The sequence below is a fragment of the Rubidibacter lacunae KORDI 51-2 genome (genome assembly GCF_000473895.1).
GTDB lineage: Bacteria > Cyanobacteriota > Cyanobacteriia > Cyanobacteriales > Rubidibacteraceae > Rubidibacter > Rubidibacter lacunae.
Genome location: NZ_ASSJ01000041.1, coordinates 42450 through 68313, shown reverse-complemented (window position 1 = coordinate 68313; position 25864 = coordinate 42450). Strand labels below are relative to the sequence as shown.

The 25864-nt window shown below is 55.2% G+C and carries 23 protein-coding genes and 1 pseudogene; 16 read left to right on the top strand and 8 right to left on the bottom strand.

Annotation, left to right across the window (positions count from 1 at the left end):
• Nucleotides 1–107: 107 nt before the first annotated feature.
• Nucleotides 108–2093 (bottom strand): sensor histidine kinase, encoded by a 1986-nt coding sequence (locus KR51_RS07195; RefSeq protein ID WP_022606329.1) that lies wholly within the window; start codon nucleotides 2091–2093, stop codon nucleotides 108–110.
• Nucleotides 2090–2779, bottom strand: a complete 690-nt coding sequence (locus tag KR51_RS07190; RefSeq protein ID WP_022606327.1) for a response regulator — start codon at nucleotides 2777–2779, stop codon at nucleotides 2090–2092. Before KR51_RS07190 ends, KR51_RS07195 begins: the two co-directional genes overlap by 4 nt.
• A 321-nt stretch (nucleotides 2780–3100) precedes the next feature.
• On the opposite strand from KR51_RS07190, the gene KR51_RS21215 reads away from it, so the two are divergent.
• Nucleotides 3101–3346, top strand: coding sequence for a DDE-type integrase/transposase/recombinase (locus KR51_RS21215; RefSeq protein ID WP_084202421.1), 246 nt, complete (start codon nucleotides 3101–3103; stop codon nucleotides 3344–3346).
• A gap of 9 nt (nucleotides 3347–3355) precedes the next feature.
• On the opposite strand, the gene KR51_RS07185 is transcribed toward KR51_RS21215, so the two are convergent.
• Nucleotides 3356–3550, bottom strand: a complete 195-nt coding sequence (locus KR51_RS07185) for a hypothetical protein (RefSeq protein WP_232214554.1) — start codon at nucleotides 3548–3550, stop codon at nucleotides 3356–3358.
• A 14-nt stretch (nucleotides 3551–3564) separates the two neighbouring features.
• On the opposite strand from KR51_RS07185, the gene KR51_RS07180 reads away from it, so the two are divergent.
• Nucleotides 3565–5505 carry an FAD-dependent oxidoreductase gene (locus tag KR51_RS07180; protein WP_022606326.1) on the top strand — a complete coding sequence of 647 codons (1941 nt, stop codon included), beginning with the start codon at nucleotides 3565–3567 and terminating at the stop codon, nucleotides 5503–5505.
• Nucleotides 5506–5567: 62 nt separating this feature from the next.
• Here the strand turns inward: KR51_RS07180 and KR51_RS07175 are convergent, their stop codons facing one another.
• On the bottom strand, nucleotides 5568–5978 hold the full coding sequence (locus KR51_RS07175; RefSeq protein ID WP_022606325.1) for a hypothetical protein: 411 nt from the start codon (nucleotides 5976–5978) through the stop codon (nucleotides 5568–5570).
• A gap of 598 nt (nucleotides 5979–6576) precedes the next feature.
• Here KR51_RS07175 and KR51_RS07170 point away from each other — a divergent pair.
• On the top strand, nucleotides 6577–8625 hold the full coding sequence (locus KR51_RS07170; RefSeq protein ID WP_022606324.1) for an FAD-dependent oxidoreductase: 2049 nt from the start codon (nucleotides 6577–6579) through the stop codon (nucleotides 8623–8625).
• 61 nt (nucleotides 8626–8686) lie between these two features.
• On the opposite strand, the gene KR51_RS07165 is transcribed toward KR51_RS07170, so the two are convergent.
• Nucleotides 8687–9517, bottom strand: a complete 831-nt coding sequence (locus KR51_RS07165; protein WP_022606322.1) for a class I SAM-dependent methyltransferase — start codon at nucleotides 9515–9517, stop codon at nucleotides 8687–8689.
• 152 nt (nucleotides 9518–9669) lie between these two features.
• On the opposite strand from KR51_RS07165, the gene KR51_RS19390 reads away from it, so the two are divergent.
• The 10 genes from KR51_RS19390 (at nucleotide 9670) to KR51_RS07120 (ending at nucleotide 20452) form a co-directional block, all read left to right on the top strand.
• Nucleotides 9670–10212 carry a hypothetical protein gene (locus tag KR51_RS19390; protein ID WP_156915013.1) on the top strand — a complete coding sequence of 181 codons (543 nt, stop codon included), beginning with the start codon at nucleotides 9670–9672 and terminating at the stop codon, nucleotides 10210–10212.
• Nucleotides 10209–11360: a glycosyltransferase family 4 protein gene (locus KR51_RS17400; RefSeq protein ID WP_022606320.1), complete on the top strand. Its 1152-nt coding sequence runs from the start codon at nucleotides 10209–10211 to the stop codon at nucleotides 11358–11360. The genes KR51_RS19390 and KR51_RS17400 overlap by 4 nt, the downstream gene beginning before the upstream one ends.
• Entirely contained in the window at nucleotides 11357–12169 is an 813-nt protein-coding gene (locus tag KR51_RS07155) for a sulfotransferase family 2 domain-containing protein (RefSeq protein ID WP_022606318.1), read from the top strand. Before KR51_RS17400 ends, KR51_RS07155 begins: the two co-directional genes overlap by 4 nt.
• 251 nt (nucleotides 12170–12420) lie before the next feature.
• Nucleotides 12421–12621, top strand: a complete 201-nt coding sequence (locus tag KR51_RS20160; RefSeq protein ID WP_040655489.1) for a hypothetical protein — start codon at nucleotides 12421–12423, stop codon at nucleotides 12619–12621.
• A 662-nt stretch (nucleotides 12622–13283) separates the two neighbouring features.
• On the top strand, nucleotides 13284–14504 hold the full coding sequence (locus tag KR51_RS17395; RefSeq protein ID WP_156915012.1) for a glycosyltransferase family 4 protein: 1221 nt from the start codon (nucleotides 13284–13286) through the stop codon (nucleotides 14502–14504).
• 233 nt (nucleotides 14505–14737) lie between these two features.
• On the top strand, nucleotides 14738–15892 hold the full coding sequence (locus tag KR51_RS07140; protein WP_156915011.1) for an O-antigen ligase family protein: 1155 nt from the start codon (nucleotides 14738–14740) through the stop codon (nucleotides 15890–15892).
• Entirely contained in the window at nucleotides 15889–16920 is a 1032-nt protein-coding gene (locus tag KR51_RS07135) for a glycosyltransferase (protein ID WP_022606308.1), read from the top strand. Before KR51_RS07140 ends, KR51_RS07135 begins: the two co-directional genes overlap by 4 nt.
• Before the next feature lie 185 nt (nucleotides 16921–17105).
• Entirely contained in the window at nucleotides 17106–18275 is a 1170-nt protein-coding gene (locus KR51_RS07130) for a glycosyltransferase family 4 protein (protein ID WP_022606307.1), read from the top strand.
• Nucleotides 18276–18348: 73 nt separating this feature from the next.
• On the top strand, nucleotides 18349–19467 hold the full coding sequence (locus KR51_RS07125) for a glycosyltransferase family 4 protein (protein WP_022606305.1): 1119 nt from the start codon (nucleotides 18349–18351) through the stop codon (nucleotides 19465–19467).
• Between the two features lie 85 nt (nucleotides 19468–19552).
• On the top strand, nucleotides 19553–20452 hold the full coding sequence (locus KR51_RS07120; protein ID WP_040655487.1) for an NAD-dependent epimerase/dehydratase family protein: 900 nt from the start codon (nucleotides 19553–19555) through the stop codon (nucleotides 20450–20452).
• Nucleotides 20453–20719: 267 nt separating this feature from the next.
• On the opposite strand, the pseudogene KR51_RS21210 reads toward KR51_RS07120, so the two are convergent.
• A pseudogene (locus KR51_RS21210) lies at nucleotides 20720–20932 on the bottom strand (transposase); the annotation flags it as partial.
• A 15-nt stretch (nucleotides 20933–20947) separates the two neighbouring features.
• The gene (locus KR51_RS21205) at nucleotides 20948–21157 is read right to left on the bottom strand and encodes a transposase (RefSeq protein ID WP_040655485.1); all 210 of its coding nucleotides are present in this window, start codon (nucleotides 21155–21157) and stop codon (nucleotides 20948–20950) included.
• Between KR51_RS21205 and KR51_RS21200 the strand changes: the two genes are divergently transcribed.
• The 3 genes from KR51_RS21200 (at nucleotide 21093) to KR51_RS07100 (ending at nucleotide 24284) form a co-directional block, all read left to right on the top strand.
• A complete protein-coding gene (locus KR51_RS21200; RefSeq protein WP_408638096.1) occupies nucleotides 21093–21236 on the top strand; it encodes a hypothetical protein in 144 nt (47 codons plus the stop codon). The genes KR51_RS21205 and KR51_RS21200 overlap by 65 nt on opposite strands.
• Nucleotides 21237–22279: 1043 nt before the next feature.
• Nucleotides 22280–23200 carry a COX15/CtaA family protein gene (locus KR51_RS07105; protein WP_022606298.1) on the top strand — a complete coding sequence of 307 codons (921 nt, stop codon included), beginning with the start codon at nucleotides 22280–22282 and terminating at the stop codon, nucleotides 23198–23200.
• 100 nt (nucleotides 23201–23300) lie between these two features.
• Nucleotides 23301–24284, top strand: a complete 984-nt coding sequence (locus KR51_RS07100; protein WP_022606297.1) for a heme o synthase — start codon at nucleotides 23301–23303, stop codon at nucleotides 24282–24284.
• A 1280-nt stretch (nucleotides 24285–25564) separates the two neighbouring features.
• Here the strand turns inward: KR51_RS07100 and KR51_RS07090 are convergent.
• On the bottom strand, nucleotides 25565–25801 hold the full coding sequence (locus KR51_RS07090) for a hypothetical protein (protein WP_022606295.1): 237 nt from the start codon (nucleotides 25799–25801) through the stop codon (nucleotides 25565–25567).
• Nucleotides 25802–25864 lie beyond the last annotated feature (63 nt).

The following is a 25864-nucleotide window of genomic DNA, read 5'->3' as shown; positions in this document are numbered from 1 at the left end:
AATTTGGGATAAGACCGGCGATGGATGTTAAAAACTAAGTCAGTTGAGGGTGGGGACTGTATGCATGTTGCGCGTCTAATCATTTCGGCAACGCGTGCCTGCCCCCTCTAACCGGGTCGGACGCTAGGGGATGCTCTGGGCAGCTGCCAGAGGGGCCGGCGCTGGCGAATGGGGAAACTTAACTCGCAGAGCGTGCCTTTGGGTTGGCAAGATTCTCGTTTGAACGTGCCGTTGAGGTCGGCTTTGAGCCGCAAAATTTGCTTGGTGCCCTGCCCATTGCGGTCGGAGCAAATGCCGGGTCCATTGTCGCGAATGCCGAGAACGTACCAACCGTCTTCGTGCTGTTTGCCGATCGCTTTGAGCTGCGTAGCACCGCAGGCATGCTTGCCGACGTTACATAAGGCTTCTTCGAGGAACTGACACAACCCGCGCTTGCGATCGACAGCGATCCCGCTATCGTCGAGCGGATCGAAGGCGCGAACCTTGACCCGCAGGGTGGCAAAACCGGGAAACTCGCGCTCTAACGTGCGGCTGTAAACTTCGTACAAGAGCTCGTGGACGGGAAGGCGGAGGTCGAGTTTGGCACCACTGCCCAGCAGGAGGCTCTCATCCTGGCCGAGCAGATCGAGTTCGAGCGCCTCGCTTAGCTGGCGCAGCTCCCGGTTGAGGCTGCTGAGCTCGTCGATTAAATAATCTTTGGGCAGCTCGCGATCGCGCGCACTGCGCATGAGGTTAGCCAAGCGCTGCAGCGGACCATTATGAATAACGTTAAAAGTGCGATCGATGACCGTTTCGCGTTCGCTGACGCGCATGTGCAGGTCGCGACTGTGTTGGAAAATGGCAAAAGAACTCAATCCAATTCCATTGACGGTCAAGATAGCTACGGCCGGCACCACGGGCAACCACCAACCGCCCCACAGCAACAACCCATAACTTGCTCCGATTGCGACCGCGTTTGCCAGCCCGATGTAGGCAAGAGTTCGAGCGATCGCGCCGCTCGAGTGCAAGTGCCGCCGGCCGAGGACCGCACCCAGAACGCCCCAGCCGACAATCCAGACGTATTCCCAACCCTCTGGCAAAGAGCGCAGCAACGGGCGACCGTCAAGGGTGGCAGCCAGCAATTGTTCTGTGGCGTGAGCTTGAACTTCCACGCCGTCAATCAAACCGGGGGTGGCATTCAAACCCCGGACGGCTAAAGTTTGGACGGTGTTTTTGTAGCGTGGGTCCGTAACGCCGACGATCACGACGCGATCGCGAATCCAATCGGGATCGACCCGCTCGGACTGCAGGTCGTCAAGGGAAAACTCTCGAAAGGGTTGTGGCGATCGCCGATAGTTGAGCAAGGTTTGCACGCCACCGTCATCTACATCCCGGTAGCCGCCAAAGTTCGGCGTTAGGTAAGGAACTTCGGTGTCGCCAAAGCTCATAGCTGCTGGGTTGCGCCGTCCGGCAGAGAGCTCGATGCCCAACGGTGCCAGATAGGCTTGTGCGAGGCGGATCGAAAGGGCGAATTCGTAGGTGCCGCGCCCGCTAGGATTTGGCGTCCCCAGCAGAATGCGCCGCAAGTGGTTGTCGCGATCGAGCAGAATATCAACAAAGCCCACTCGCTCGGCCGGAACGCTGGATGGGGCTTCAATTAACGGCGGCAATACCTTTTCCACAGCTACAACGTTCGAGTGGCTGGCGAGGACTTCGGCTAAGTTGCTACTCCCAACCGGACTGCGGGTGTCGATGTCGCGCTGCAGCACGCTGAGCCCTACAACTAACGGTTCATAGCGCTGGAGTTCTTCGATCGCACGCGCGATCGCCTCAGCCGGTAGCGGGTGTTCGCCCAAGCGCTCGACGTCCGCTTGCTCGATCGCCAAAATCGACACGCGATCGCTCGTTGGCTCGGCCGGACGCCAACGCAGCGTGTAATCGAGTGCGCGCCACTCAAGACCCTGCAACGCGCCGGACGCGCGCAGCGCCAGCACGCAGGCGAGCGCGTAAAACCCTGGCTGGCGAGCGAGGTGGGTGGTCCACGGCAGGGTCGCTTGCAACGCGCGCTGAGTGCCCTGCCACGTGAGGAGCGCGCGCCGGCGAAGCTGTCTCAATTGATTAAACCCTCCTCGCGGGCGCGAATTTCCGTGATGATGCGCAGGTTCTTGCCGTCTTTTTTACTATCTTCTGGATAGATGTCGAGCGCGTCTTGGAGCTTGGTCCAGTAATGTCGCACCAATCGCTCGGAGACGTGCATGCGGGCAGCGATCGCTTTATCTTGTAAACCTTCTTGAAAGGCAAAGGTCAAGACATCCAGCCATTCTGGTTTGACTTCAAGCCCAGCTTGCATAGCGCGGATGTCTTTAGTGTGGGTCAATCCTTGCAATGCCCAACCGATTCGCAGCAGCATGTCGTCCTTAGACAGGGATTTATCGATGACGGTAAAGCCGCCTTGATGCGCGTCGATCTCGTGCTTGAGCCGTACGAGTACTTTCACGTAAGTACTTTGCACGGCAAGGTTTAATTGCGGAAAATCTTGCAAGAGCGACCGCAACAACTCCAGTCCGTTATCAACCTGGCTGGTGTCGTCGGGTGTTTTCGGCAGCGATAAATCAACAACTGCAAGATTGGGTTCGGCGGCAGTCAGCTGTTCGCGCGCCGCTGTGGTTGTTTGAGCGCGACGCAAGGTAGCGTCAGGGTAGGCCGCTTGCAGCGCGCCGACCGTACCGTCAAGCATCATTTCGTGGTCGTCGACGACCAGAATATCAAGCGTTGTAGGTGCGATCGCGTCGTTGCTCATGGTCCTAAATCCGTGGCTGTTCGATATCGTCCTATACCGTTTAAGTTACCCTATGACTCACGCAGGACTGAGTAAGGTTTGGGTCAATTGCGCTGGCGGATCGCGCACCGAAATTTGCCGAAAAATTCCTTGACAAATTGGCGGGATTTACAACTTATCCATGTTGCCCGGTGTCTCGGTTCGCGAGACCCTTGCCCGTTGAGCACTATCTCTTACCAACGCCACTGCTTCCCGGCAGAAATCATCTTCTACTGGTTTTGGCTCTAAGATTCCTGCGCCCTCAGCTTCCGCGACATCGAAATAATGATGCTCTAACGCGGCATCCAGGTCGCCCTCGAGTCAATTCGGCAGTGGTGCCGAAATTTACCCCAAGCTGGCGCCAACCAACTTCGTCGCCGTCGCCCCAGACCTGTCGATAGGTGTCATCTTGACGAAGTCCTTATCAAAATCGAGGGCAAGCCGTTCGATCTCTGGCGAGCTTTCGACCGACACGGTCAAGTCATCGACATCCTGAGGCCGAGCCGACGAGACGAGGCATCCATGCGAAAAATAGCGTCAGTTTTCTGAAACACGCTGTTAAGTTAGCAATGCCCAATCGTGCTGTCTGGCGGGGAACGCATGCGTGTCTTTCGCCGAGCCGCCGCTGTCGTTTAGCCCGCCCGAGGGGATCGCGATCGCCTTGCTGAAATCCATACCGCGTCCAGCAAACGGTCGCGGTAGAATCCCTGACGGTTGTTGCTGGCAGTCGATGTGGCTGTCCGGTACTCGCATTTGCTTTTCTAACCATGCAATTCCCAAACCAGCCAGCGATTCGCCCCCCGTTCGCGGTATTTGCCATTTGGGCGTTTGCGGTCGGCTTTGCCGTTGGCTGTAGGACCGTCCCGATGAGTTCCACCGACGAATTGCCCGAGCCTGATGCGATCGCCTCAGAGGAGACTGCACGGGATACTGCACCAGAGCGTCCGCGCGTGCTTCCCAACGGGCGACCGCGCCTCGAGCCACTCCCGGTTGCCGAGGAAGTGTGGGAATGCCAAGTTGTGGTCATCGGCGGGTCGCTTGGGGGCGTGGCTGCAGCGACCCATGCCATGCACTCGGGTGCTCAAACTTGCACGATCGAGCGATCGCCCTGGTTTGGCGGACAAATTAGCTCCCAGGGCGTGGCCGCGATCGACGAATCCCTGACAATGCGGGCACTCCAGAATTTCTCCCAGAGCTGGCAAGCGTTTAAGGACGCGATCGCGCGTCGGCCCGTGCGCGTGCCGTCGGATGTGACCTTGCCCGACTCCACCCGCGTTGCCGATGTCAACAGCTGCTGGGTGGGCGACCTGTGCTTCCCGCCAGAGGCAGGAGCGGCGGCAGCAATTTCCGTGCTGGAGGATGCTGCGACGCGATCGCCTAACAGCCGCTGGGGGGCGCGCATCGCATTCAAAGGTGCCGAGTTCGATGCGGCGGGTCGCGAGATCGCTGCCATCTATGCCGTGCGTCGCGTGCCAAGCAACCCGGACCGCATACCCAGCGGCCGCCTCTCGCAAGAGCTGTACGCGTGGTACGCCTGGACGAGTGACGACACGTTTGAGAAGATCCCGCTTTACCTGCAACCGCCGCCGGGGGAGCGTATGCTCGTCATCGACGCGACCGATACGGGCGAATTCGTCGGCTGGGCGGACATTCCGTACCGCCTCGGCTCGGAATCCGTTGCGACGACGGGTGAAGTACATGCTAGCGATCGCGACAACCCTGCCTGTACGCAGGCATTCACCTATCCGTTTGCGTTGGCTATCCGCGACGACGGCGGTCGCAGTCGCGATGCCTTGGCGCACGAACCCCTGGCATTTTCGGCGGACGAACACCGCCGCAGCTTTAAACTGCACGGCTATCCGTTTTTTGCAGGACGTAGTTTCTTCCACTACCGACGCGGTTTCAGCGTGACGCGCAACGACCCCAATACCGGCATGCCTGCCCGCGGCGATCGCACCCTCGTCAATTGGAATGGCGGGAACGATTGGGGAGCAATGGACCCACCCTTGCTGCTCGATGCCGAGGCGATCGCGGCGGCCGGACAACAGCAAAATTGGTTCGGCGGCATGTCCGTCGACGCCTTGCGTCACGGAGAACAGCGAGCCTTTGCTTTCGCACACTGGCTGCTCGAGACCCACGCGCAACCGGACCGACCGCTTGCTTACGAAGCCGGCGCGGGGTCTTTGTTAGGTACTCAATCGGGCTTGAGCGTAGAGCCCTACATTCGCGAGGGGCGGCGCATCCTCGGGCGAGCGGCCTACGGGCAGTCCGAGTTCCAAATCCGCGAAGCCGACCTGCGTCGCGACCAGCCCGGCGGCCGAGACTTCTCGCCCACCACCGTTGCCGTAACCCATTACGCCATCGACATCCACGGTTGTCTTTACCGAAACGGTGCGCCTTCCGGAGAGGCTAGTAGCGCGCCTGCGATCGAGACCGTCGTCCGACCAATCGCAATTCCCTTAGAAAGCCTCATTCCGCAAGGCGTCGATAACTTGCTGATCGGTGGGAAGAACATTGCCGTCTCGCATATTGCCAACGGTGCTACTCGCACCCACTATGGCGAGTGGAGTATCGGTGCGGCGGCCGGCGCAACCGCTGGTTGGCTGATCGAGCGTCCGGACTTGTCGCCGCCCGACGCGCTCGCCCCCGAACAGATGACCGAACTGCGCCAGCACCTGCAAGATCGAGGGTTGCGCGATCGCTGGTGAAACCTTTTGGTGCCAATATTCGGTCGATTTACCGCGGCCGAATGCTTGGCAAAACTCTCGGTTTAAGGTGTCATGGGCACACCGTTCAAGCGGATGGTGGGTTCGCGATCGCAGAGTCCAATATTGGCTTGCCAACGCGAAGGAAAGTCTGGGTCGATGAAGGCAATCTCAAATCTTCCCCAGTGATACGTTGGCTTGCCATCTGCTCCTTCTCTATAGGTATCGCACCGCAACGAAGAAGTTTCTTGCACCCAATAGCCGGTGTAGGAGCCTCGGTCGGTATACACTCCTGCCAAACCGTCGATAAAGATCGTGCCGACGCTTCCGTAAGTCCAAATAGCCGTTCTATTCCGGTCTTCTTGATAAACGACGTCGTATTCTTCCGTCGACCACCTCTCATCAGCCACCACTTTTTGGGAGGCAGAGGTGCAAGTGAGCAGAGTGACAAGGCTAAGAAAAAGAATTTTTTTCATGAGTTTTCAAATCGACAGACTTTTTGAAGCGTAGCACCAAGTCGAAAAGTCTGTGCTTGCAAGTGTGGTTGCGATAGTGCTCTCAGTTAACCCATCTCTTGGCACCCACAAGGAATCTGAGACGAACAGCTGAGAGGCTGTTTGAAAAATCGAGTTGCGCGACATTAGGCACATGTCTCACGACGAGTGAACCTGACGATCGCGCTTTTCAACGGGTAGCTCAGGGGGAGTCTTATGCCCAGCTGGACCCTTTTTAAACAGCCTCTGCAAGACATGGAGCGGTCGGGAATTGGGTGAAAACCCCGGACAGGTTTCTATCGGACTTTCTTGAGAGGCTTTGTGGTCTTCACCGGGAAAACCACCCCCAGCTATGGAAGCTGTGGCGGCATCTGGGCAAGGAAAATGTGCGCCTTGCTGCCCATGCTGGCAACGACCGCCTCGAGCATGTGGCACCATCGGTTTGGCACCCGGGTCAACTCGCGCTGTCGGCTGAAGTCGAAACCAAATCACAACATTTGCTATCAAAACAGGCGGACGATCGCGCTATTTCCGAATGGCGATCGCCGCTCTCTTCACACGCACTGCAACACAACTTACTATGCCTGGATTGTTCTGTACCGTTCGGCAACGGGCCGCGATCTCCCTAACCCTCGCGATCGCCGCCCTGTCGGGACAACAACCCCGCACCCTCGCCGTAACCGCCTCCACGCAAACCATCGAGTGCGACATCTTGATCGTCGGCGGTGGTTTGGCCGGCGCGGCAGCAGCTTACGAAGCCCTGCTGGCCGGACGCGAGGTTTGCTTGACCGAGATTACTGATTGGGTGGGCGGACAGATTTCCTCCCAAGGCACATCAGCCTTAGACGAACGGGCGACTCAGAGGTCGCGCCTGTTCTTTCCCCGCGGCTACCTGGACTTTCGCGATCGCATCGAAGACGAATACGGCGAACTCAACCCTGGTGACTGCTGGGTGAGCGCATCCTGCTTTATCCCTGCAGACGCCCATGCAATTCTGCTAGAGCAGCTGCGCGATGCCGAAGATCGCGGCGACGGCACCTTACGGTGGTTCCCGTCCACGGTGGCCAAGGAAATCGACCTCGTCACCAACCCCGATGCCCCGACCGCCGGTGGCAGCCTCATCGCTAGCGTCACGGCGATCCAGCACGCACCCGCACCGGGGACCCCACCGCTCAACAGCGAGCCGCTGTCCCAGATTATCGAAGATGCCTATCGCTACGAAGATAGCGATCGCCTGACGAAGACCGTCGTGCAGTTTATCCCGCCTGCTGGAGCAGCGCCGCGAGATTGGATCGTCATCGAAGCAACGGAGACTGGAGAGCTGATCGGCTTGGCCGATATCCCCTACCGCTTGGGTATTGACGCGCTTAGCCACCTCGAACCCTCGTCTGCAAGTACCGAGAACGATCCGTACTGCACCCAAGGTTTTACCTACACCTTCGCGATGGAAGCCACCGAGGAGCCGCAAATTCACGACATCCCGGATTTCTACACTCAATACGCCCCATACTTCAGCTACGAACTCGAGCGCCTCGCTAACTTCGATCTTGTCTTTACTTACCGGCGCATTTGGAGCCCCGAGGACGGCCCCGAAGCGACTTTCGGGGGAATCGGCTTCAGCGAGCCAACTCCCGGCGATATCTCCATGCAGAACTGGACTTGGGGGAACGATTACCGGCCGGGCCGGGCCGAGGACAACTTGATTTACACCCGCGAGCAGCTGCGAGCAGACGGGCAACTAGCGCCGGGCGGCTGGCTGGGCGGCCTGCGCACCGCAACCCTGCAGCGTGGCGAAGAACACGCGTTCGCCTACTTCTATTGGCTGGTAGCAGGCACGACGGACTCGCAGCTCGGTGAAGGGGTCAAGCAACTGCACCCGAACTACCGCTTTGTCGCCGGCTTCGACGCGCCGATGGGCACGGCCCACGGACTCTCAAAATATCCCTACATCCGCGAAGGGCGACGGATTATCGGGCGGCCTGCGCCCGCCTACCCCAACGGCTTCACAATCTGGGAAGTGGACCTCTCGCGCCAGGGCTACGACGACGAGTACTACCGTCAGACACTGCCTCCAGAGATGTACCGCCGCTTGCAAACCGAGCTGTCCGGGCGAAACTTGCTCGCCATCCTTAGCGGCGAGATGGCCCCAGAAGATGCCGCGAAACGAACGCGATCGCGCATCTATGCCGACTCCGTTGGCATCGGTCATTACGCGATCGACTTTCACCCCTGCATGACCGAAAGCCCGCCAGAAAAGCCGGGCAACACCGAACGCGAAGGCGAACGCCAGGGAGCCGGGCAAGCCTATCCGTTTCAAATACCGCTGCGCGCGACGATTCCCCAGGAAATCGATAACCTCCTTGTGGCGGGCAAAAGCATTGCGACCAGCCATATTGCAGCGGCGGCCTACCGCGTGCATTCCTTTGAGTGGTCCTCCGGTGCAGCGGTCGGCACAACAGCGGCGTTTGCGTTAGAAACAGGTATCTTACCTTACGAAATTATGGACTCAGATGGGTTCGGCCGCGATGCACCCGTGCAACAGCTGCGCTATCGCTTGCAAAGCAACGGTAACCCCATTGCTTTTCCGGACACATCGATCTTCAACGAAGATTGGGACGACTGGCGCTAAGAATGCGATCGCGTCGATAGTTTAACCCGTCGGCGCGATCGCATCGGAATTCTTTCTAACCCTACTTTTTGCGAGCGATCGCGTACCCGCGTTGCTCGCTGACAGTCAGGACTTCTTTTGAGTATCCCTGGGTCGCACAGATTTCATCCACTGCTTTCACGACGCCTGGAAAAAGTTCCGGTGTGTAATCGTCAAAAACGGCAATATCTCCCGATTTCTGTTTGTCAACAATGTGCCCGAACTCGCTCAAGACATACTCGTAGGTGTGCGTTCCATCGAAGTAAGCAAGATGAACTCTCGGGACGAATACCTTTCTAAGCTGCATCTGCGTATCGCCCTGGATAAAAACAATGTAGTTGTTTACGAGCTGCTCGTAAGCTTTCAGCAATTCAGCTCGAGACATCGACCCTTTATCGTCGGCAATGCAATTCCAGTACATTTCGACGTCATGGGGAAGAATATCGAAGGTAAAAATTTTGCCCGGCTGTCCGGCATCGTGCAGTGCTTTTGCCATGCACAAGCTAGAGTAGCCTCTTGCGGTCCCCGTTTCGACAATGTTGACGCTGTCGTATTGACTGGCAGCAACATAGGACGAGAGCACTGCATAAAGGATGCGACCGTGCTGATAGCAAATATCTGATTTTTTGATGACAACTTGGGTCAACAACGCCAGCTCATCCATCCAGTCTTTGTCGATGGAGTACCCCTGGCTGGCTTCAAGTCGATCGATCGCGGGGCAGTTATTCTGCTTAGCCGCAAGCCAGATTTCCCGGTAGGTGCTGGCCTCTGCTCGCGGCGAGACTCCAAAAGGATAGTTATAAAAGCGTTGGCTTGCCAAGCGATCGGCAAACTCGGCAAACCGACTGGCAAACTCCTGAACCTTACCTGGCATCGTTATGACTTCCTAGAATTTTTGTTGTGACAAACGATCGCTACTCTGGAGCTGAAGCCAAACGCTTTAGAGCATCGATAATACCTAAGCTTAGCTCTGGCGTATACCAGCAAGGCATTGCACGACTGAAACGCTAGCATTCTCCATTCATTTTGGTCAAGCACGCAGTCATCGCCGCCCGAGGTGAACCTGTCCTCAGTTTCAACACCCCAAGATTCTGCTCCACACCCGATTCGGGACTGTCGAATCCGATCTTTAAACAGGATGCCCTTACGTCCTCGCCAATCCGGATTTATACCGATATTGCGCAAACCTATAGGGCTGGCTTATATACCGCAGTGCCGCGATCGCCGCCACCCGAGCTCGCGACGTTCCGTGCCCCGCACCTGCAGGTGCCCGGGTGCGGCAATTGCCAGTCCTGCAAAGCTGAGAGCATCTACCGACCGCGTGGCAGCCGAGTCCCACCGTTAAGTTCAAACACCTGTAATGTATACTTGCCTGAGAAATCCCTCGACCGCTGCCGGCAGGATACCGATGGCGTCCGTGCGGCAGTCGATAGCGCGCGGAGGCGGGGCGGGGGAACTATGGCAGCCAGCCGCTCCACGGTTTCGCTGCAAGGTAGTGTAATCTTGGACGGAGGCTCGTCCGACCTCCAGCAGCCCAGTTTGGATGAGCCGGAAGATGGTAGGTCATGACGAAATCGAAGCAGGACGTGGCAGGTGCAGTCGGTTCCCCAACGGCAACAGCAACCACCATCGACTATATCGGCGGCGGTCGCGGAAACTGGGTACTGAATTGGGAAACGCGTTATATCGTTCGCGGTCTGCGGGCACAAAAACTGACTGCTCGCCCGCAGAATATCGGACATACACGGTGGGGCAAGCTCGGCAACTGCTGGTACCTTTTAGCGCTCGAGCGCCATTTGATTCGCAACCGGATCTTGCATTTCTGCAACCGCTATGTGTATTTGCACGACGCACTATACAAGCGCATCCATCCCTCCAATACCGTTTTTTTAACCTGGTTCCACGGTAATCCCAAGTTCGGGCAAGCCAACCTCATGGAACTCCTAGAGCAGTTGGTGAAAGCCTCGCGTCACCTCAGAGGTATCGTCGTCAGTTGCAAAATTTCCCAACAAGTTTTGGTTGATGCGGGCATCGCTCCCGCACAGATCGCAACCATTCCGCTCAGTATCGATCTCGAAACCTTTTCACCGCCCACAGATGCCCAGCGTAAGAGCGTGCGCGATCGCCTAGGCATTCCGCCATCGGCAATCTGCATCGGTTCCTTTCAGAAGGACGGCAAGGGCTGGGGGGAGGGACGCGAACCCAAACTCGAAAAGGGACCGGACGTTTTCCTCGATGCGATCGCTCGGCTGCACGAGCGCTATTCCAACCTTCACGTTTTGCTGACTGGTCCCGCACGCGGTTATGTCAAGCAAGGTTTAGAGGCGATCGGCGTCCCTTATACGCACTCGTATCTGCAGAATTACCTTGACATCGTCGATTACTACCGCGCTTTGGATCTGTACATCATCGCCTCGCGCGACGAGGGCGGTCCCAAAGCGCTATTGGAATGTTGGGCAACGGGGGTGCCGCTTGTGTCGACGCAAGTGGGAATGGCAGCCGACTTAATACAGCACCGTTGCAACGGCACGATCGTGCAAATCGAGGATGCGGCCGGATTGAGCGACTGTGCCGCCATGCTGATCGAAGATGTCGAGCTGCGGTCGGCGTGTCGAGATCGCGCGCTCAACGACATCAGCGCCTACGACTGGTCGCGCGTGAGCGAGCTGTACTACAAGACGTTATACGCACCGTATCTGCGCGGGAGTGCCACATGAGTTCGACTCAACTCGGTTACGCGAAACTGAACTTTTACGTGCGACGTGCCTACGAACGCGCAACGAGCTTTCGACTCAAGGGACTGTTTGCAACTGAGAAGTTCGTATACCTGCACATCCCTAAAACAGCCGGTACCGCTATCAAAAAACACGTCGAACGCGCCGGTTACCGCAACTATTTCGCGCTCAAGGGTCACAAGTACACCGTGTGGAGGTTGCCTGCGAGGGAGCAACAGTTTTTTACCTTTGCATCGATTCGCAATCCGTTGACCTGGTACGTATCTTTGTACAACTTCAAGGTGAAGTCGCAGTCGGCCGATCCAGCAGTCGATTACCCGCGCATGACCGACAACAGCTTCGCAGATTTCTTTCGCGATCTCGTGCTTTGCGAAAACGGGGTTGACGGCGTCATGCGCTGGAACAAGCCGTACCGTCCGCACGTTCGCGAGATGGTTGAGTCCTTGAACTCCCTGGCGCGACCTAGTGTCGGTTTTTTAACCCATAATTTCTTGTATTACTGTTACAGCAATTGGCGCGACTGTCTCGCCAGCGCCGACCCTAGTGCCGAGGCGATCGCTCGCTACCGCGAAGGCCCGGAAATCGATTATATGCTGCGCCTCGAGCACCTGCAGTCCGACTTTAACGCAATGGTTGCCAAGCTCGCCCCCACGGCTGGCATCTCAGTCGATCTGCAAGGGCGGATCAACCAAACTGCCCGCCGAGACTATCTCGATTACTATACAGACGACATGATGGCGAGCGTCCGGCAGCGCGATCGCGCAATTTTCGAGTTATTCGGCTATAACTGAACGACTGCTACTATCGCGCCATTCGCTAGGTAATAGCATTGTAGCGATCTTCGATGGACAAACACCATACGGACCAATCATGTTATTGGAATTCAAAACCGTATTGAACTCTGGATAGGAAACGAATATTGGTTCGGGGAGCGAATATCCCGACGTAAAAGACAGCCACTACGTGGGAGTAGAACGCTCTCGATCTCTCTGAATCACTTGGATGGAGCAGGGAAGCTAAGAAGAGCAAACACAAATAGGTTTTGCAGATATTTAAAGAGTTGTCAAACCCGAATGCAAAGACCATAGACTTCGATTGTGGAAAAGAGGCAATTGTTGAGGCCGGATTCGCAAGGGGCGCCGATACAGTTTCTCATGGCAGTGATGGAAGCAAAAATATAGCAGCAAAACAGTCGCAAGGGTTTTTCGGGGATAGAGTAAAGGAAATCGACTTCAAAAACTAGTGTTATTCCCTATCCAGGTTTATTTATATAGTCGAATCTAACCTAAAATTTGAGGACGTTGAAGACATCGGTCGCTCCTTAGTGGACTAAATAGAGTCATCGAGTTCGATGGCTTACTACTTGCGCTTTCCCCCTCTCAGGAACTGATTCCAGAAGTCCATTATAAAGTCCCATTTTTCCATTGACTGCCGTCACCGGCCTAGCTCAGATACCGGTTGCTGTTTTTGACCAGAGCTTTAGGATTAGGGGGCAAGAGAAGCATGGCTAATGCTCAATACGCGGCCCACTTTAGTGAATCCCTCGACCGCTCGGTCACCTATCGCAGTCTGGGAGACACCTAATCATAGCTTAGAGAAATTTTTTTCGGCCATCGAGCACATTGAAGAGAATCACCTGCCTTTTTCACTCGGAAAAACAAGTGCAGCCGCGAACACCCCACTTTGTCGATCGACGCCGGCAAACCAGGTGTTTCGTCTGTTGAGCTGAAAACTATAGAGACTCGTTTTATCGCAAGAAATGCCGAGAGTCATTTCTGACAACAGTTGCTGTCGCGACTCGCAAAATGCAGGCTTGCCCCTCAAGCGGACTCGAGTTGCAGACCGGCCCGGATAGTCTAAAATCGGTGGGGGCCGAAAGTGGTATCGATCCGAGAGGCGACAACTTTGCAATCGTCATCTTTACAACCCTTGGTGCCGCCCAAGCGCCGAGATCGCTTGCAGTCCAGTGCACCTATCCTGGCAATGTTCTTCACGCTTGGGGTATCGCTTGCAGATTGGTTCGAACAGGGAATTTTCGACCGAGAAAAGACTGTCTATGAAGCGCATTTGAAGACCGGTCAGTTTAGCCGCATTTATTGGCTGACCTACGGGGGTCCCGAAGATCGGAAACTCGCCGCTCGCTTGCAGCGCGATGGACGGCTGCATCCAGCAATTGAAGTTCTGGCCGTCCCAACAATCCTCAACACCAAGCCGGGCAAACTCATCCACAGCCTATTGGCCCCACTGTTGTACCGACGCCCCCTGCGCGCGTGCGATTATTTCAAAACCAACCAGATGATGGGCGCTTGGACGGCGCAGCTAGCGCACCAAATCTGGCGCAAACCCTTGCTCTTGCGAACTGGGTTTACGCTGACACGCTTCAACACGACGGCTGCCTCGCCATTGACTCGGAAGCTTTATGGTGCAATCGAGCGTATCGGTTATAGTGCGTTCTCCCATGCAACGGTTTCCAGCCAACACGATCGCGACTACGTCCTACAACGATACGGCTTGGATGGCGATCGCGTCAGCGTTATTCCTACCTACATCGATACGGATGCATTTGCCCCGCAAGCCGTTCCCAAACAGGAACGCAAACTAGTCTACGTTGGACGGTTTGTCCCGCAAAAAAATCTAGCTGCTGCGATTGAGGCAGTTGCCGAAACGTCCTTCGAGCTAGACCTATATGGTAGCGGCGAACTTGAAGGCGAGCTGCGCGAACGGGCACAACGGTGTGGCGCGCGGGTCAACTTTTGCGGTCGTATTCCTAATGCCAAGCTTCCGGACGTGCTCAACCGCTATCGCTTCTTCATCCTATCTTCGCATTTTGAAGGCATGCCCAAAGCTTTGCTAGAAGCTATGTCCTGCGGGCTCGTCTGTTTGGGGACAAGCGTATGCGGTATTATCGAGGTTCTCGTCGATGGAGTAAATGGCATCTCAATTGCCGACACCCGTGTAGAAGCCATTCGAGACTGCCTGCAGGCGATCGAGTGCAGCTACGATACTGACACTTTGGACCGCATCAGCCGCCAAGCACGTCAAACCATCACCGATCGATTTTCCTTGCAAGCCTACATCAAGCACGAGTACTCGCTTTTTAAACAGAACGTTATCTCACAATCGTGATCAAGTTACTCCTAATCATTGCGATCGCTATTTCCCTTGGGCTTAACTATGCCTTGGTTGGGTATCGTTTCTTAGGGATTATCACCTACGATCGCCTATTCCAGCTCGCAGTTTTAGCGTTGTTGTGGCCGAGGTTTTCTCGCGATCTTAGAAACAACAGGGCTCTCAGGTTGTTCGTCGCCACTTTGACAACGCTCTATTTGTTCCAGCTCCTATTTTGGATGAGAGCTGTCATGATCGATGCTCCACTTTTAGAGGGAGGCAAAGTTTCTGTTAAAGATATCTTTTTACTTGGGGGTGACTACGTAGCAACAATCGCGTTTACTTACCTGGGCTTCTACGTTCTAAGCAAATATTGGAGATGGTTTTCTATAGTCCTAGTTGTACAAGTTCTACTCTTCTCACTAGCGTTCTTTCAGCACCCATTGACACCTCTAACGAGTACGGCTCAAGATATGCGTGCAAGAGTCGCTTATGCAAATATCGAGGTCGCCAAGGGAGAGGAAGCGGCGACTGAAGCCCTTGAGCGAGAGGTCAAGTTAAAGGAACAGATTTCTGACAGGTTTCGCGTAAGCGGCCCATATATAACAGTAATTCGTTTGAGTTATGCACTAACAGCTTCTTCGATTATAGCAATGTATTTCTATGCTCGATCCTCCAAATACTCTCAGCTTTATTTATATGCAATTGTGTTTAACTTTTTAGTTTCAATCCTGTCGCAGACGAGATCGGTTATCGCCGCTCATATTATTCTCCTATCTTATGCCTTGCTCAAATATATTGGCAGCCGAAAACGCATAACCAATCCATCGATCTATTTTTTGGCCCTCGCCGTGCTAGGAATCATCGCAGTCTATGCCCCCAACGATCTACTCTATCGCCTTGGAGGGTTCGATCGAATCCATTCTGTTAGCGATAGTGGACTTCGCATCTGGCTTTGGATACTCGGTCTGGTGTCGATCGCGATCAGTCCGCTCGGCGTTACAACTGATGCTCATCGGGAGGCTCAACAAATAGTTTTCAGCTGGTCTGGAATCGAAACCATATTTGAATACACGTCACACAATGGAATTATAAACATCGGCGTCCTCTTTACAGTCTTCGGACTCTTCGTTTTCTTCAGCTTCATTTATCTGGCAATGCGTTTAAATCGCAGGCTCGCTCCAGAGGTTCGAAACTTTTTTGTAGTTGCAGCCGCTGCTTATTTAATGCAAATCATGACACACAACGACTTTATTTTTATCAAAGACTATCACATCCTATCGTTGGTTTCAATTTGGTGCTACGAGTGTCGGAATATTGGAGTAGAGCAAGGAACTGACACGATGTTAATGAGTATGGAAGCAACGTCACTCGATCTAGAACGCGAGCGGATCGGTCGGTCATGACAGTGATTCGTTCTCCGCTCATTTCAGTGGTTATGAGCGTGTATCGGCAACCACACGAGTGGTTGAGTGCTGCGATTGCCAGTATCCTCAACCAAACGCTGGAGGATTTCGAGTTCATCGTTCTGCTCGACGCGCCAGACGATGCAGAAACAGCTGAATTAGTACAAAAGTTTTCCGACCGCGATCGTCGCATTCGGTTGTCGAGGAACCAGTGCAATCTTGGACTGGCACTTTCACTAAATCGCGGCTTCGCTATGGCTCGGGGCAAGTATTTTGCTCGCATGGACAGCGACGACATTTCCGAGCGCGAGCGCTTGCAGGTTCAGTACGAGTATCTCGAAGCCCATCCAAAAATCGACTTAGTTGGATCCCAGGCTCTTTACATCGACAGCGAAGCACAGCCGCTCGGTCTCTTTTCAATGCCGACCGATCCGAGGCTCGCACGGCAACTCGTCCGCTTCCGAAGCATTGCTATTCATCCAACGTGGTTTTTTCGTTCACATGTCTGGCACGAACTTAACGGATACCGCAAATTCCCAACATCGCAGGATTATGACTTTCTCTATCGAGCGATCGATGCTGGACTGACAGTCGCTAATCTCGATCGCCCGCTACTGCACTATCGCTTGAATCCATCAAGTATCACTTCGCGTAAAGCCTATATTCAGCTTGGTCTAAACATTTACATTCGTGAACTGCATCAGCGGCGGATGCGAAACCGCTGTCACGACGACAGTACTTGTTACGATGGGTTTTCTGAAGAGGAGTTGGCATGTAGGATTGAAAAGATCGAGCGCCAAGCCAATCGACTTGCGCTCGGCGAGAAGTACTTTCGGCTAGCAGCCCTGCATGCTAGCCGAAAACGTTTTCCATTGGTGCCTTACTATGTACTGCTGAGTATGCTCGTATCGCAACTTCATGCCCGGCGCATATTCGGTATTGTGGCAGTCAAAATTTACGTTTTTCTATGGAAGACGATCTCGCACTTTTATCCTCCCAATCAGTACAAAGAAGCTGAATCCAGATAAGTCACGTCTGCACGGTATCTAATGCTTTGCCTGCGAACCAACACGTCGTTCAGCGTTCGATCGCCAGTCATGTTAAGGGTCCAACCTCTCTTGCACGGATACTAGTATTCGGTGGTTGGCATATACTTTCACGGATAACGATCTGAAATTTCATCCTTTCGACTGGACCTGGCTTCAAAATTTTCATGCCAACTGCCACTATTCGTATCACTCACGTTACAACGGGTCTAGAAGTAGGCGGTGCTGAGATTATGCTCTATCGCCTGCTAGCCAACTCCGATTCCCGTTACTTTCGGCATAGCGTCATCTCATTGACCGCAGGAGGGACATTGCGACCGCAAATTGAATCTGTGGGCGTGCCGGTATTCGACCTCGGTATGCAGCGCGGTTTCCCGACGCCTGGATCCGCTCTTCGACTGCTTCGGTTGCTCGGTCGGCTCGCTCCGGACATATTGCAAGGTTGGATGTATCACGGCAACCTTGCCGCATGGTTTGGCAGCATCACGACGCGTCAGCAACCGCCCGTCATTTGGGGTATCCATCATTCGATCTATGACCTCGAGCGCGAAAAGCGCCTCACTGCTGCCGCCATAAAACTCGGCGCGAGGGTATCCGGGGCATGCTATCGCCTAATCTATGTCTCCCATGTCAGCCGAGAGCAGCACGAGCGCATTGGTTACCGAAGCGATCGCGGCTGCATTATCCCCAATGGCTTTGAGACCGAGCGCTTCCAACCCTCGCCGACCTCTCGCGCTGAAGTGCGCGACGAATTCGGGATTGCAACGGATGCACCGCTCATTGGCTTGGTCTGCCGTTACCACCCAATGAAGGATCATGCAAACTTCTTGCGGGCAGCAGCACAGTTATTGCCGAGTCACCCGAATGCTCGCTTTCTCCTAATTGGAACGGATGTCACACCCGAAAATCCCGACTTGCAAGCGCTCGTCACGCAGTTGGGACTGGGAGATCGTGCGCTGTTCTTGGGGCAGCGAGATGACATGCCGCGATTGATGGCTGCCCTCGATATCGGCGGACTGTCATCGGCAACGGGCGAGGCATTTCCTCTGGTTGTGGGGGAGGCAATGGCTTGTGGTGTTCCCTGTACCGTTACGGATGTGGGCGACGCAGGCGTTATGGTGGCAGATACCGGGCGCGTCGTTCCGCCGAAGAACCCAAACGCACTGGCAGCAGCGTGGTCCGAGCTCATTGAATTGGGTGCAGACGGTCGTGCGCTCCTGGGAGCAAGAGCGCGGGCGCGCGTTCAGGAACACTTCGCACTCCCTGCTGTGACGGCTCAGTACGAGCAGATTTACACCCAGGCAATGGCGTCTTCAACTTGCATCCGGGACAAATGATGCGATCGGGTAAGATATGGAAGCTTCTCAGCCAAACACTTCACGATTCGACGGATTGCTTGAAGGTGGACCAATGAGAATCTTGTTTGCCATCACCCGCTCCGATACGGTTGGAGGCGCTCAGCTTCACGTCCACAACGTAGCGAGTGCACTGTCTGAGAGCGGTCATGCAGTGTTGGTTGTCACAGGCACATACGGTCCCTACAACGACTTTCTTGAGAAATCCGGGATCCAGTCACGCGTCTGTCCCACTCTCAAAAACAATATCAATCCTCTGCAAGACCTGCAGACGCTGGCATTTTTGCGCGGAGCCATTCGCGATTTTCAGCCCAATCTCGTCTCGACCCACTCGAGTAAAACCGGTATCCTCGGCAGGCTGGCGGCCAAGCAAACCGGCACGCCGGTCATTTTTACCGCCCACGGTTGGTCGTTTGCTGATGGCGTTCCCGAACCCAAACGCACTATTTATAAGTGGCTGGAGCAATGGGCAATTGGTTTTACGGATCGCTTGATTTGCGTATCGGAATGGGATCGACAGCTCGGCATGCGCACGGCTGGGATGCCGCCAGGCAAGCTTATCAAAATCCACCGCAGCGTACAGGACGTTCCGAAGTCGTGGCGTGCCGAACCTGGCAGCGGCAACCCAGTGAAAGTTGTCATGGTCGCGCGCTTCGAGCTACAGAAGGACCACATCACGATACTCAAAGCTATTAAAGACCTCGAAGGCGTGCAGCTCGATTTCATCGGCGACGGCCCCACTAAGGATGGGGTGCGCTTACGGGCCCATGCGCTGGGCATCGCTCATAAGGTCAATTTTCTCGGTTTCTGCACCGACGTGTCGGAGCGTCTGAAGGACTACCACATCTTCGCGCTGATCACCAACTGGGAGGGCTTCCCAACGTCCACTCTTGAGGCCATGCGAGCGGGATTGCCGGTTGTCGTTTCAGACGTTTGCGGAGCATCAGAGGCGATCGTGGAGGGCGAGACTGGTTTCAGTATTCCGCACGGCGATGCCGATACCCTACGCAAACGCTTGCGCGAGCTAATCGAGAATCGCGATCGCCGTGTGGCGATGGGCAAGGCGGCGCGCTCGCGCTACGAGTGCGAATACACTTTCTCCATGATGATGGAGCGCACGCTTGCTGCTTATCGCGAAGCGTTGGTGCACGCCGGGAGCGTGGCTAAGGCATAGCCGCCATCGGTCACAGGGGCTGGCGCTTGCCTACTGGCGCTCGACTTCAACCTTCTTCGCAGTCCGTTCCTACGAGTTGAGGAGCATGAGAACGCTAATCACCGGAGCCACCGGTCTGACCGGTGGATGGTTTCTCCAACGTCTGGCTGTCGCTGCCCCGCAAGCTGAGGTGGTTTGCCTCGTGCGACCGACAGGCGATCGCGCGGCCTTAGAGGAGCTCGACCTCAAGCTGAAGTTCGCCGTCGGCGACAGCTCCGAAGCTACCAGCTGGAAGCAGGCGATCGCCCAATGGGAACCCGACACAATCGTGCATTTGGCCCAGTTGCGTCACGTCCCGCCGCTGCTGGCAAGTCTGCGCCAGCTAGACCGCCAACCGCGCGCGATCGTTATTGGGACCACCGGCGTGTTCTCGCGCTACAACGAATACTCCCGCGCCTACAAAGCTGCCGAAGCCGAGCTCGAACAATACCCCGGCAGTACTTGTTTGCTCCGCCCGACAATGATCTACGGCTCCCCGCGCGATAAGAACATCCACAAATTGGTTCGGTTCTGCGATCGATACGGACTCTTTCCAGTCTTCGGTCCCGGCAACAATCTATTGCAGCCCGTCCACGCCGACGATTTAGCCCAAGCTCTGCTTAGCGTGTGGCAGTGTCCGGATATTGAAGGTGCGTACGATCTGTCTGGTGGTACAGTGGTCAGCTTCCGCGAACTCCTGCAGCTGGTCGGTTCCTGCTTGGGCAAGCCTGTACGGCTGGTTTCGCTCCCCTATCAGATAGGGGTGTGGGCGGCAACAACAGCAGAGTTCTTACTGGGAGACCGTTCTCCCGTCCGCCGGGAGCAAATTTTGCGCCTCCAAGAAGACAAGGCGTTTTCCCACGCTGCCGCCCAACAAGACTTTGGGTTCGCGCCGCGATCTCTGCCTGAAGGGTTGGAGCAAGAAATAGAATTAATGCGGCAAGCGGGATTGACTGCCAAGATCTAAGAGGCTATTTGAAAAGGGTCTAGTCGGGTACCAAAGTACCCTGAGCGATCCGTAGAAAAGCCCCAAAATCCTATTCCCTCGTCGCGAGACATGTGCTCGATTTCGAGCAACCCGACTTTTCAAATGGGGGGTGTCAAGTTTTTTGGGTGAGCAAGGAGACCACAGTCGGTGAAGCACTCGGCATGCTCGATGGCCAATCGCGCTAGCGCCGCCTTCCCAGTTCGCCAGTGGCATCGTCCAATTCTCGGCAATCTTCTCCAGCGCTAGTTAGAGCAACTTGAAGACCGCGGCCTCTGACGGAACCGATCCCTTGGCCTTCAATACCTTCCGCAACGAGTCGTTCGGCGCTTCAATCGCGTTGGTCGTGTCAATCGCTCGCCGGATTCCCGGCGGGTAATAGAAGAACGGGATGACTGGCTCCCAGTGCCGCAACCACATCGCGCTGATGGTCGGGTCGGTGGCGTCCCACTTCTCGGCGAACTCCGCTAGCCTGGATTAGAGGGCGGGCGTGAATTCGCTGCGACGGTCCCGCGGAATCTGCAGCTCGAGGCTGCCTTGGTTGCATTGGACGGTTTGGCGCGAGTCGCCGTTGCGACTATTGGGCAGCGCTTCGGGGTCGGCAGCCTGCTCCTGGAGGGGGGTGGGTAGATTTGCCTGGGAGGGCGTGTTCGACCAAACGGGGGGTGAGCTGTTCGAGCAGCCCATTCTCGCCGAGGATTTGCTCGGGACCGGAGTAATGCTGCCGGAGTTGGTTGAGGAGCTGGTCGGTTTCGGAGGGTTATGACTTGCGTCTGGGCATAGGTTGCGGTCTCCTATTGGGTTATCTCTTGGACCGCTTACACAAAAAACTTTACAGGCTCTATGCCGAGGAAATCAGTCAGATAGCGCGGCAGCTATGTGGAGCAAGCGCAACCGCGCAATGAGAGGTGAGTCCGCCAAGGGAGACGTATACTTCCCAGAGAAAATGATCTGCAATCGCCGCCCGAATGAGGCAGTCGAAAGCAGATTAAGGCAGAAATAGACCGACGAGAAGGCTTGCCAGCCCAGGTTACCTCTGATATTCCCGAAGCTCTGCCCATTTCAGCCTGCTCATGAATAATCCAGGCAAGATCGAGGGAAGGTCACAAGCTGTCCAGGATTATTCACGAAGATTTTGCCGAAGCCTCAAACCCTTGCTCTGAGTAGGCTCCAATCTACTTGTATAGAAACGCACCGTCATTGAGCGAAAAAGTCTGCAAGCCTTGCTCGGCAATAGATTAAAGGTCTCCGCATAAGAGTTCATCAATAATCCTGACTAACGGCGATAAAGTTGGCGGGATTCGACAGTAATGAACCCGGCTGCGTTGAAAACCGTCGGAGGGATCCATCTTGAATTTGGATTGATTTTTTGGCATGCCGTTGATTTGACAAGGAGTGCATGGTTAATGGGCGAGCAAAACAGGAAAACAAGCTCGATTGACGGACTGAGCCTGGACCTGGCAGGAAACGCTAACTATCCCACACTTAACTGAGTCAGAACCCGGAACCCGCAACCTCAAGAACTTTAACTTAACTTCAGGATCGCCCCCAAGTTTTATAGACCAAGACTTATTGCTCGATCTATCGAACCACATTGTTAGATGATTACGTAAAGCTTTGTTGCGGATATTCTGAGACCAATCTGAAGAATGTCTAAAGCAACCGAGGCGCTCGATAGTCCTGGTTACAGTGGGTTGTAAGGGCGAGCTGATAGCTGCGGTACGGCAAACCAACCCAGTTTTCAGCTTAGTCCCAAGGTTAGCGATCGCTCGCTTAACAGCGAATTTGTACGAAGAAGTTGCAACAGTTATGACCGAATCTTTCCTGCAACCCCCACGCTTTCTCGATGCGCCGTCCACGCCCGTGCCTGCCCAAGTGCGCGGTCTGGTGTGGAAAATTGCCGTCGCCACACTCATTTTGATGGCAATTGGGAGTGCAACGCGGGTAGCGAATGCCGGACTGGCCTGCCCGGACTGGCCGCTCTGCTATGGGCAACTCGTCCCCAGCCAGCAGATGAACCTGCAGGTTTTTCTAGAGTGGTTCCACCGTCTCGACGCCGGTTTTATCGGTCTCAGTACCCTGGGATTGTTGGCTTGGACTGTGTGGGAGCGCCATCGCTTGCCTGGCTGGCTGCCTTGGGCATCAGCAGGCGCGGTGCTGCTCGTAATGATGCAAGCGTTGTTGGGTGCGCTAACGGTGACCGAGATGCTCCGCTTCGACATCGTGACGATGCACCTGGGTACGGCACTGTTATTTTTTGCCGCGTTGCTCTCAATTGCGGTCGCACTGACTCCGTTCCAGGGGTCGGGGGCGACGGGGCGCTGGTTAGCGATCGCGGCCCCAACTGCAACCGGGTTGGTGTATGTACAAAGTCTGCTCGGCGGGCTGGTAGCGTCGCGCTGGGCAGTGCACCAATGTTTGGGCGGCGCCGCGATGTGCGCGATCGTCCACAGTCACCTGCTCGGCGTTATTCCTGCCACGGTGGCCACGGGGGTAGCAGTTGGACTGGCATGGAATACCCCCGGACTTCATCCTTGGTTGCGACGATTGGCAACGGCAGCCGCCGGGCTAGTCGTATTGCAAATCCTGCTCGGCCTCGCGACGATGCATTTACACCTCCAAGTGGAGTCGCTGACAGTAGCCCACCAGACGATTGGGGCGCTATTGTTGGGCGTCTTGCTCGTTCTGAGCTTGCTGGTGCGCCAAGATCGCGCGCTTGCTGCTGGCTGATGCCAACGGCTGGTTTGCAAGAGCGGTCGTACCGTCTCGACTGCCATCGGTTGCTGCCCGGACTCTCTGCCTGCCTATCTATGCAACGAGGTTTTCAATCATGACCACGACCGGAACGTGCATCCCACGTCGGAACGAGAATATCCGACAGGTGCTTCAGAGCTACGTGCAGCTCACCAAGCCCCGGATTATTCCATTGCTGTTGATTACTACAGCAGCAGCAATGTGGATTGCATCCGAGGGAAGTGTCGAACCACTGCTGTTAGCGGTGACGCTGCTGGGCGGAACGCTGGCTGCCGCCAGCGCGCAAACGCTCAACTGCATCTACGATCGCGACATCGACTACGACATGCAGCGCACGCGCAAGCGCCCGATTCCATCTGGGCGGGTACAGCCACAACACGCGCTGATCTTCGCGATCGCCTTGGGGGTGGTGTCGTTCGTTTTGTTGGCAGTTTGGGCGAATCTGCTGAGCGCGTTGCTAGCAATGGCGGGGATTGCGATCTACATGTTGGTGTATACCCACTGGCTGAAGCGCAACAGCCCGCAGAACATCGTCATTGGCGGTGCGGCTGGGGCGATTCCGCCGTTGGTCGGTTGGGCAGCAGTGACGGGCGACTTGGGTTGGATGCCTTGGTTGCTGTTCGCGATTATTTTCGTGTGGACGCCGCCGCATTTTTGGTCGTTGGCGTTGATGATCCGCGATGACTACGCGGCAGTGAACGTGCCGATGTTGCCGGTCGTTGCCGGTGAGAAAGAAACAGCACGGCAGATTTGGCTCTACACGCTAATCGTCGTGCCGATGACGGCGCTGCCGATCGTTCCGTGGGGTCCTTTGGGTGCGACATACGCGGCGATCGCGGGCGTGCTGGGCGCGCTGTTTCTTCAAAAAGCCTCTCAGCTCAAGCAAGCACCCTCGGACAAGCAACTAGCGCGATCGTTGTTCAAGTTTTCGATCTTGTACATGATGCTGCTGTGTACCGGCATGGTGGTGGACAGCTTGCCCGTGACGCATCAGGTGACAGTTGCGATCGTGCAAGGACTACAGCAACTCGCACAGTCCCTAGCGCTGTCGTTTGGATAAGTTAGTCAGCTAACAGAAAGCAATAGCTTTGCACTGCTTGGCTAGACGCCGGGCAGTGCTTTTTTAAGGAGTGCGATTGACTGGACGAGGCGATCGCTATCGGAAAATTTCTTGCAAAAGTGCTCGGTTCATTGAGAGCTGAAGCTAGGGACCGAGGCTTGCATTTAGTATCGGCGGTTGAATGTGGACTACGAGTATCTGCCGGACTCATCGGAGGCGATAATTCAGATTGCGACGTTCCGCCTGATAGTCACACGGCTGGCGTAATTTGAAACCGCCCCGAACTTTTCAAACGGCCTCTGATGAAGTTGGGTTTAGCCGAGCGAACGTTACTATCCCTGAGATGCTGATGAAACTTGGCTTGGCTTTCATCTCCCCTTAGGCGATCGGTGCCGATTTGGCTAAAGCCCGATGGATTTCCCACAATTCCTACTAATGTTCGCGCTAATGTTCGCGCCACTCTTATCAGCATCTGTCTGGCGCTTGGCGCTCCTGCTCGCTAAGGCGCTGTCCTTGCCCTGGCAACCGCAGCGGCACCTCCGATCTGCGCGTGCTCGGCCACTCGCACACCAAGCAATTTTTGCGATATAACTGAGTGCGGATTGACTAAGAGTTTTATTGGTGGGGAAGTTTTCTGTATGAGACAGTCATCTGTTTTGATATTGGCAACCGCTGTAGCCCTGTCTGGCTCTCTCTGCCTTCCGGCAAATGCTGTTGAATGGCGTTCAGAGTCGGGGAAAACAATCATTCCCGAACTTGGTAGGATCTGCTCCAGCGATCGCCGTAACCTCAGTGGCGTGCAAACTGTTTTCGGCGGCAGTCCTTATGTTGGCTCTATCTTCATCAGCGAGGTAGGCGCGTGCGACCCTGGGGGTACTTGGCGTGGGAGATTTTCTTTGTCGACGGGATCGAGTGAATGCAATGGCTTTGTGACTATCGTTTGGCAGAACATGGCAGCTGCTCGGATTCAATGGGATATCACCAATATCGGAGCCGTTCCGAACTGCCCTGTTAGCAGCTCTCGCTGGGAAATTGACACATTTCCTGTTTCTCTTCCCACTGCAAGTTCAGCACTAGTTTACGATCCTCCCTCTAATGTGCGGCTTTCACCGAATGGCGAACTACTTTGCACTATTCAGCGAGTTTCAAGTGTGAATATATACGGTTCCTCCGGTGATTGGTTTCAAACAGATGCATGCAATTTGCCAGGCTACATTCATAGGAGTCAATTACAGTTCTAATATCTCGATCGAATACCAAGATCTGAGTTCAAGAGACTCCTAAACCAGACCTTGGGAAACCTTGAAAATTTCTCGAATTCTGGCGTATTGGCGGCTGAAACGCCCCGTGCTGCCGCGCCAACTTTCGGTCTTAAGCGAAATAATCGAGGTCTCCCTTGGTCCAAACGTGTTGCTGCTATTGCCGATCGCTTCGACGTTGAGTGGCTGCGCGATCGCGCGCGGTATTCGGAGCTTGTTAGGATCGTTCGCTAGAGCTTGGATGGTAGGGTACTCCACGCTCGGTTCGCCTGAAGCTTACCGGGGATTGCACAACAGATTCCTTGGTAATTGTCCGGTTGC

What these genes read in the sequence shown, in the direction of transcription:
- KR51_RS07190 (WP_022606327.1), bottom strand. Translation starts at nt 2,779, where the DNA reads ATGAGCAACGACGCGATCGCACCTACAACGCTTGATATTCTGGTCGTC.
- KR51_RS07185 (WP_232214554.1), bottom strand. Translation starts at nt 3,550, where the DNA reads ATGCGAGTACCGGACAGCCACATCGACTGCCAGCAACAACCGTCAGGG.
- KR51_RS07180 (WP_022606326.1), top strand. Translation starts at nt 3,565, where the DNA reads ATGCAATTCCCAAACCAGCCAGCGATTCGCCCCCCGTTCGCGGTATTT.
- KR51_RS07175 (WP_022606325.1), bottom strand. Translation starts at nt 5,978, where the DNA reads ATGAAAAAAATTCTTTTTCTTAGCCTTGTCACTCTGCTCACTTGCACC.
- KR51_RS07170 (WP_022606324.1), top strand. Translation starts at nt 6,577, where the DNA reads ATGCCTGGATTGTTCTGTACCGTTCGGCAACGGGCCGCGATCTCCCTA.
- KR51_RS07165 (WP_022606322.1), bottom strand. Translation starts at nt 9,517, where the DNA reads ATGCCAGGTAAGGTTCAGGAGTTTGCCAGTCGGTTTGCCGAGTTTGCC.
- KR51_RS17400 (WP_022606320.1), top strand. Translation starts at nt 10,209, where the DNA reads ATGACGAAATCGAAGCAGGACGTGGCAGGTGCAGTCGGTTCCCCAACG.
- KR51_RS07155 (WP_022606318.1), top strand. Translation starts at nt 11,357, where the DNA reads ATGAGTTCGACTCAACTCGGTTACGCGAAACTGAACTTTTACGTGCGA.
- KR51_RS07140 (WP_156915011.1), top strand. Translation starts at nt 14,738, where the DNA reads ATGATCGATGCTCCACTTTTAGAGGGAGGCAAAGTTTCTGTTAAAGAT.
- KR51_RS07135 (WP_022606308.1), top strand. Translation starts at nt 15,889, where the DNA reads ATGACAGTGATTCGTTCTCCGCTCATTTCAGTGGTTATGAGCGTGTAT.
- KR51_RS07130 (WP_022606307.1), top strand. Translation starts at nt 17,106, where the DNA reads ATGCCAACTGCCACTATTCGTATCACTCACGTTACAACGGGTCTAGAA.
- KR51_RS07125 (WP_022606305.1), top strand. Translation starts at nt 18,349, where the DNA reads ATGAGAATCTTGTTTGCCATCACCCGCTCCGATACGGTTGGAGGCGCT.
- KR51_RS07120 (WP_040655487.1), top strand. Translation starts at nt 19,553, where the DNA reads ATGAGAACGCTAATCACCGGAGCCACCGGTCTGACCGGTGGATGGTTT.
- KR51_RS21205 (WP_040655485.1), bottom strand. Translation starts at nt 21,157, where the DNA reads ATGGGCTGCTCGAACAGCTCACCCCCCGTTTGGTCGAACACGCCCTCC.
- KR51_RS07105 (WP_022606298.1), top strand. Translation starts at nt 22,280, where the DNA reads ATGACCGAATCTTTCCTGCAACCCCCACGCTTTCTCGATGCGCCGTCC.
- KR51_RS07100 (WP_022606297.1), top strand. Translation starts at nt 23,301, where the DNA reads ATGACCACGACCGGAACGTGCATCCCACGTCGGAACGAGAATATCCGA.